Here is a 6,631-nt window from a genome sequence, read left to right on the forward strand (position 1 = left end):
TACCGGGCCAGGAGACGGAACGACTCGTCAGGCTCGGCCCGGCCGTCGGCCTCGGCGAGCAGACGGGCGAGCGGCTCCTGGCACGCCACCCACACCCGGCGCGCGTAGGCCCACAGTGCCGGGGTGTCCATCACGAGCTTCGACGCGCGACGGTAGCGCTCGGGCAGGTCGCGGTCGTCGGCGAAGGGGGCCCGCGCCGCGAAGAAGGAGTGGAGGGCGTCCAGCGCCGAGGCGCCGTCGGGCCGGTCGCGTACCGCCTCGGTCAGCGCCGCCTCACGCTCCCCGCTGTCGTCGAGGATCAACGCCTCCTTGCCCGCGGGGAAGTGGGCGAACAGGGTCGTGGTGGCCGTGTCCGCCGCCTCGGCGATCTGCGCGACGGTCACCTTGTCGTAGCCGTGCTCCAGGAAGAGCTCCAGGGCCGCGTCGGCGAGCGCCTTGCGGGTCGCCGCCTTCTTGCGCTCGCGCCGTCCGGGCGCGACTGTTCCGGTTTTCGCCATACTGCGACCGTAACACCACTCACTTCGAAACACTACTCACTACAGTTTTGAGCGGAGCAGCTCCGTCGGCTTCACGGCATCGGGCGCCGCACCCGGACCGTTCACGCGGCCCGCGCGTCCGCGTACGCGGGCAGGGTCCACGCGCCACCGCGGTCCTCCTTCGACAGGCGGGCGACCAGGTCGGGGATGCGGAGGAAGCAGGCCAGTGCCGTGGCGTTCTGGAAGGCACTGATGGCGTGCCGGCTCATGGGTAGGCCGACGCGCAGGATGCGGGGGTTGGCCTCGGCCTGGACGGCGTCGACGAAGGGGCGCAGGACGCGGTCGTAGCGGGCCAGGGCGGTGGGCGGGCGGGCAGCGCGACGGGGTCGGCCGGTTCCCGCTGGGCGGGTTCGCGCAGCAGGTCCGCTATCCGGTGGGCGGCGTCACGGGCGGTGCGGCGCAGGTCGCGGGCGGCGTAGAGCGGGGTGAGCTGCTCGAACAGGCCGAGTCCGAGGAGCGTGAACGCGACGAGGTCGACGGGCCGGGTCAGGCCGAGCGCGACCAGGCCGGTCCCGGACGCGGTGACGAGCAGCAGGACGGTGGTCGGCGCCACCGTCGCCCGGGTCAGGCTGCGTTGCCGGACGAAGCCGCGCTGCGCCTCCTCGGTGACGTCCGCGTACGCGGTGGCGGCGGTACGGAACCGGCGCGGGGCCGCGCCGCCGCCGAACGCCTTCGCGACGGTGATGCCGCGGACCATCTCGAGCGAGGCGGCGGACAGTTCGCGCCCGGCGGCGGCGATGCGCTGGACCGGTTCGGCGGAGCGGGCGGCCAGTCGCAGCCGGATCCCCTGGGCGCCCGCGACGACGGCGAAGGTCAGCAGCGCGAGCCGCCAGTCGGCGGTCAGCAGGTAGCCGGCGATCACGGCGGGGCCCGCGACCGCGGCGGCGAGGTCGCCGCGGGCGTGCGCGACGGCGTGGTGGAGGGCGCCGACATCGTCCTGGACGGTGGTCTTGACGCGGGCCGAGACACCGCCCGCGAACCAGCCGAGGGGCAGCACGGCCAGCCGGTCCGCGAGCCGGCGCCGCAGGTCCAGGGCGAGTTCGGCGTCCGCGAGGTGGCTGAGCGTCCCTGCGAGCAGGTAGAGCAGGAGCCGGGCGGCGAGCAGCGCGACCGCGGTCCACGCGATGGCCCACAGGTGGTCCTCCCGGCCGTCGAGGAGGCGGCGGCCGATCTCGACGACGGCGACCATGGGAGCGACCGAGAGGGCTGCGGCGAGCGCCTGGAGTGCGGCGGCGGCCGTGACGCGTCCGGTGACCGGGGCCTGCAACCGGGCCAGGTCCTGCGCGGCGCCACCGGGTCCCGAGCGGGGGTCAGGCATGCCGGCGGGCCGCCTTCGCCAGGCGCGGCACGACCGCGTCGAGACCGTAGGGGAGGCTGAGCACGGACGGGAAGCCGACGGCGATGGCGGTGGGCATGTCGAGTCCGATGTAGGCGCCGCGCCGGACGGCGCCGAGCTTCTTGAACAGGGGCCGCGCCTCGAACTCCTTGCGGGCCTGGTCCGTGTCGAACGTGAGGATGAGGACGTCGGCGTCGAGCAGGTCGAGCCGCTCCTTGGCGACGGCGGCGCGGCCGGGCGTCGCCGAGTCGGGCAGCCGCACGACCTTCGGGGAGAGCTTCATCCCCAACTGCCCGAAGAACACGGCGCTCGCGTCGTCGGGGCTCTTGATCGTGAACACCTCGCCGCCGACGACGGGCCCGAAGGTGAAGGTCCTGCCGTCGAGTTCGGGGTGGGCCTTGCGCACGGACGCGATCTTCCGCCGGACCCGGGACACCAACGCGTCCGCCTCGGACCGTGCGCCCAGGGCGTCTCCGGCCCGGCGGGCCATGTCCTCCCAGCCGTCCTGGCCGACGCCCTTGCGGTAGCTGAGGGTCGGGGCGATACGGCTCAGCTTGGCGTAGTCGTCGTGGAGTTGGTAGTCGTCACTGGCGAGGATCAGGTCGGGCCTGGCCGCCGCGACCTTCTCCATGGGCATACCGGCGGTCGTGTCGATGAGCACGGGGTCGGAGGCGGGCTTCTGCCAGGGGGCCAGTCCGTCGGGGAAGACGTTGTTCTTCGCGGCGAGGACGAGCGGCGCGCCGAGGGCGAGGGCGATGTCGGTGTCCCGGAGGTACCCGCAGGCGGCGACGCGCCGGGGCGGCGCGGTCACGCGCGCCGCGCCCTCCTTGCCCTGCACCGTGACGGGGAAGCCGTCCGACGCCGTGGCCCCGGCGGGCTTCGCCTCGGCGTCGTCCGAGCCGGACGAGCAGCCGGTCAGCGCCAGGGCCGCACCGGCGGTCGCGAAGAGGAAGGCACGGCGGCCCGCGACTGCGGCGGCGTCGTCGAGGCGGCTGGATCTGGTCACAGGGAAGGGCCTCTCGGGCAGGAATGAGGGCATGACGGAGTACGGGCGCGGCGGCCGGGGTGCCCCTGACGGGGTGCGTACCCGGTGGTTGAACAGCCACCCCATTTAAGTAAGGTTAGGCTAACCAATCAAGAGGTGCGGGGGCACCGGAGGGGGCAACACGGATGCGGACCACACCGACGGCACCGGCTCGGGCACGGGACGACCGTGCCCGAGCCCTCGTCAGAAGCGCGCTCACCGCACGCTGGAGAACGCTCGCGGTCGCGTGCCTGCTGTGCGTCGTCCACCAGGCGGCGGAGGCCGCCGTCCCGCTCGCCATCGGCATCGTCGTCGACCGGGCCGTCGAGCCCGGCAGCGCGCGGGCCCTGCTGTGGTCGCTGGTGGGCCTGTGCGTCCTCTTCCTGGTCCTGTCCAGTTCGATGCGCCTGGGCGGCAAGCTCGCCAAGGGCGCGGCCGAGGGCGCCGAGCACGACCTGCGGCTCGCCGTCACGGCGCGCGTGCTCGCACCGCGTGGACTGCCCGCCGCGGCGAGCCGGTCCGGTGAGCTGCTGTCCACCGCCACCTCGGACGCGGCCCGGGTGAGCATGATGAACGCCGCCGTGTGGTTCGGCGCGGGCGCCGTCGGCGCCGTCGCCGTCGCCGCGGTCATCCTCTTCCGCACCTCCGTCACCCTCGGGCTGCTGGTCCTCGCGGGCCTCGTGCCCGTCGTCCTCGTCAGCCGGGTGGTGGCCGCGCCGCTGATCCGCCGCAGCGGCACCGAGCAGGCCGCCGCCGCGCGGGCGGCCGGCACCGCCGCCGACCTGATGGCCGGGCTGCGCGTCCTGCGCGGCATCGGCGCCGAGCGCGTCGCCGCAGGACGCTACCGGGACACCAGCGACGCCTCCCGCGACGCCGCGATCCGGGCCGCCCGGCTCGACGCCGTCCGGGCCGCCACCGTCCTCGCACTGACCGGGGCCTTCGTCGCCGTCGTCGGGATCGTCGCGGGACGCATGGCGCTCGACGGCACCCTCACCGTCGGCCAGTTCGTCACCTCGGTGACGCTGACCCAGTTCCTGATCGGGCCGTTCAACGTCATCACCCATGTCACCGCCTCGGCCGCCCGCGCCCGCGCCTCCGCCGGACGCCTCGCGGACGTGCTCGACGCTCCCCCCGTCGTCACCGCCGGAGCTCCCCCGGCCGCCGCTCCCCCGAGCGACACCACGGCCGACAGCACGACCGGCAGCACGACCGACGCCACGGCCGACCGCCGGGCCGCGGGCCTCGACCTCCAGGGCCTGCGCCTGGGCGACCTGGAGCCGCTCGACCTGAGCGTGGACCCCGGCGAACTCGTCGGCGTCGTCCTCACCGACGAGAGCGCGGTCGCCGACCTCCTGGACTTCCTCGGCCGCCGCGCCGATCCGCCGGCGGGCCGGGTCCTGCTGGACGGCACCGCGCTCACCGACCTCGAACCGGCCGCCGTGCGCGCCTCGGTGCTCGTCGCCGAGCACGACGGCGTCCTGTTCGGCGGCACCCTCGCCGAGAACGTCGCGGCGGCCGCCCGGGACGACGACGCCGTCGCCCTCGCCCTCACGTGCGCCGCGGTCGACGAGATCGCCGAGTCCCTGCCGGACGGCACCGACTCCCCCGTCGGCGAGAGCGGCGGCCTCCTGTCGGGCGGTCAGCGCCAACGCGTCGCGCTGGCCCGCGCACTCGCCGCCGACCCGCCCGTCCTCGTCCTGCACGAGCCCACCACGGCCGTCGACTCCGTCACCGAGTCCCGCATCGCGGCACGCCTCGCGGAACTGCGCCGCGAGCGCACCACCCTGATCGTCACGAGCAGCCCGGTCCTGCTCTCCACCGTCACACGCGTCGTCGTCATCGGACCCGACGGCGTCGAGGGGGACGGCCGCCACGCCGATCTCCTCACCCGCCACAGCGGGTACCGCGAGGCGGTGCTCGCATGACCGCTCCGGCCCCGACGCACCCCGCACGGACGGACGAAGGCACCCGGAGGAAGACCGACGCGATGACGACCACCCTGCCGCTCGCCACGGCCCGCCAGACCCGGCTCGCGCTGGCCCGCGCCGCCCGGCCGCACCGCACCCGCGCCCTGACCGCCGCGGGCCTGCTGCTCACCGCCGCGGTCGTCGGCCTGACGGTGCCCTGGCTCGTGGGCCGCATCGTCGACCTCGTCCTCACCGGCGGTTCCGCCTCCACCCTCACCTGGATCTGCGCCGGGGTCGCCGCCGCGGCCACGGGCCAGGCGCTGTTCAACGGCGGGGGCGCCGTCCTGCTCGCCCAGGCCGCGCAGTCCACGCTCGCGGCCCTGCGCGCCCTGGTCGTCGACCGGGCCCTGAACGCACCCGCCCAGCAGGTGGAGGAGTCCGGCACCGGCGACCTCGTCGCACGGGCGACCGGCGACGTGGACGTGGTCAACGAGGCGGCGAGCGAGGTGCTTCCGCCACTCCTGGAGGCCGCCCTCACCATCGTGCTCACCCTTGCCGCTCTCGCCCTGCTCGACTGGCGCTTCGCCGTCGCCGCGGCGACGGCCGGCCCGCTTCAGGCGCTCGCGGTCCGCTGGTACGCGCGCGTCGTGGTCCCCCTCGCCCGTGAGGAACGGGCCGCGGAGGGGCGCCGCGCCCAGCAACTGCTCGACTCGGTCAGCGGAGCGTCGACCGTGCGGGCACTCGGGCTGGAGAAGGGCCACCAGGAAGCCGTGCGGGCCCGGTCCGAGGACGCGCGCCGCCTCGCCGTCCGCCTCTTCGGCCTGCAGCGCCGCTTCTACGGCAAGCTCAACGGGGGCGAGCTGCTCGGCATGTCCGCGGTCCTCGCCACCGGCTTCTGGCTGGTCGGCGACGATGCCGCGACGGTCGGCGCCGCCTCCGCGGCAGCGCTCTACTTCCACCGGCTCTTCGACCAGTTCAACACGGTGCTGGCCGCCTTCGACCAGGCACAGACCGCCGGTGCGGCGCTCTCCCGGATGATCGGCGTGACCCTGGTCGGCGACGAGCACCGCACGGGCGAGGAGCGTCCCGCGTCCGCACTGCCCGCGCCCCGCCGCGCGCCGGGCGCCGTCGCCGTACGGGTCGAGGGCCTCGTGCACGGCTACCGCCCCGGGCACCCGGTGCTCCATGCCGTCGATCTCACCATCGCGCCGGGCGAACGCGTCGCGATCGTCGGGCCGTCCGGCTCCGGCAAGACCACCCTGGCGAAGCTGATCTCCGGACGCCTGATGCCCGACACCGGGACGGTCCGGCTGGGAACGGCGGACACGCGCGCGCTCGGCCCGCAGGGCGTGCGCGACCGGTGCGTCCTCGTCTCCCAGGAGACCCACGTGTTCGCGGGGACGCTCGCCGACGGGCTGCGGCTGGCCCGGCCGGACGCCACCGACGACGATCTGCGCGACGCGCTGCGGCGGGCCGGCGCCCTCGGCTGGGCCGAGGCGCTGCCCGACGGCCTCGACACCGTCGTCGGCCACGGCGGTCACCGGCTCACCGCGGCGCGCGCCCAGGAACTGGCCCTGGCCCGGCTCGCCCTGGCGGACCCGCCGGTCGCCGTGCTCGACGAGGCGACGGCCGACGCGGGCAGCGCCGGGGCCCGCGCCCTGGAACGGGCCGCCGACCGTGTCCTGGAGGGGCGCACCGCCGTCCTCGTCGCCCACCGCCTCACCCAGGCCGTGCACGCCGACCGCGTCGTGGTCCTGGTGGCAGGCCGCGTCGCGGAGACCGGGACGCACGCCGAACTCGTCGCCGGGGAGGGCGAGTACGCGCGCTT

General features: G+C 75.5%; 6 protein-coding genes. 2 read left to right on the plus strand and 4 right to left on the minus strand.

Annotated features, from left to right (window positions below; all coding sequences use genetic code 11):
* The 4 genes from GTW43_RS11735 to GTW43_RS11750 form a co-directional block, all read right to left on the minus strand.
* On the minus strand, positions 1–497 hold a 497-nt coding region (locus GTW43_RS11735), incomplete at its 3' end, for a TetR/AcrR family transcriptional regulator (protein ID WP_161300517.1).
* 101 nt (positions 498–598) lie between these two features.
* A complete protein-coding gene (locus GTW43_RS37485; protein WP_202501342.1) occupies positions 599–745 on the minus strand; it encodes a hypothetical protein in 147 nt (48 codons plus the stop codon).
* Positions 742–1,854, minus strand: coding sequence for an ABC transporter ATP-binding protein (locus tag GTW43_RS11745; RefSeq protein ID WP_161301595.1), 1,113 nt, complete (start codon positions 1,852–1,854; stop codon positions 742–744). The genes GTW43_RS37485 and GTW43_RS11745 overlap by 4 nt, the downstream gene beginning before the upstream one ends.
* Positions 1,847–2,878, minus strand: a complete 1,032-nt coding sequence (locus GTW43_RS11750; RefSeq protein WP_161301596.1) for an ABC transporter substrate-binding protein — start codon at positions 2,876–2,878, stop codon at positions 1,847–1,849. The genes GTW43_RS11745 and GTW43_RS11750 overlap by 8 nt, the downstream gene beginning before the upstream one ends.
* Positions 2,879–3,042: 164 nt before the next feature.
* Here GTW43_RS11750 and GTW43_RS11755 point away from each other — a divergent pair, with 164 nt between their 5' ends.
* Both GTW43_RS11755 and GTW43_RS11760 read left to right on the plus strand, forming a co-directional pair.
* Complete coding sequence (locus GTW43_RS11755) at positions 3,043–4,821, plus strand: ABC transporter ATP-binding protein (protein WP_161301597.1); 1,779 nt, start codon at positions 3,043–3,045, stop codon at positions 4,819–4,821.
* Positions 4,822–4,883: 62 nt separating this feature from the next.
* The coding region (locus GTW43_RS11760) for an ABC transporter ATP-binding protein (protein WP_161301598.1) at positions 4,884–6,631 on the plus strand (1,748 nt) is incomplete at its 3' end.

It is taken from the genome of Streptomyces sp. SID5785 (assembly GCF_009870065.1).
GTDB lineage: Bacteria > Actinomycetota > Actinomycetes > Streptomycetales > Streptomycetaceae > Streptomyces.

Bases quoted from the DNA above. Each gene is read 5' to 3' on its own strand.
- GTW43_RS37485 (WP_202501342.1), bottom strand. From the start codon at position 745: ATGAGCCGGCACGCCATCAGTGCCTTCCAGAACGCCACGGCACTGGCC.
- GTW43_RS11745 (WP_161301595.1), bottom strand. From the start codon at position 1,854: ATGCCTGACCCCCGCTCGGGACCCGGTGGCGCCGCGCAGGACCTGGCC.
- GTW43_RS11755 (WP_161301597.1), top strand. From the start codon at position 3,043: ATGCGGACCACACCGACGGCACCGGCTCGGGCACGGGACGACCGTGCC.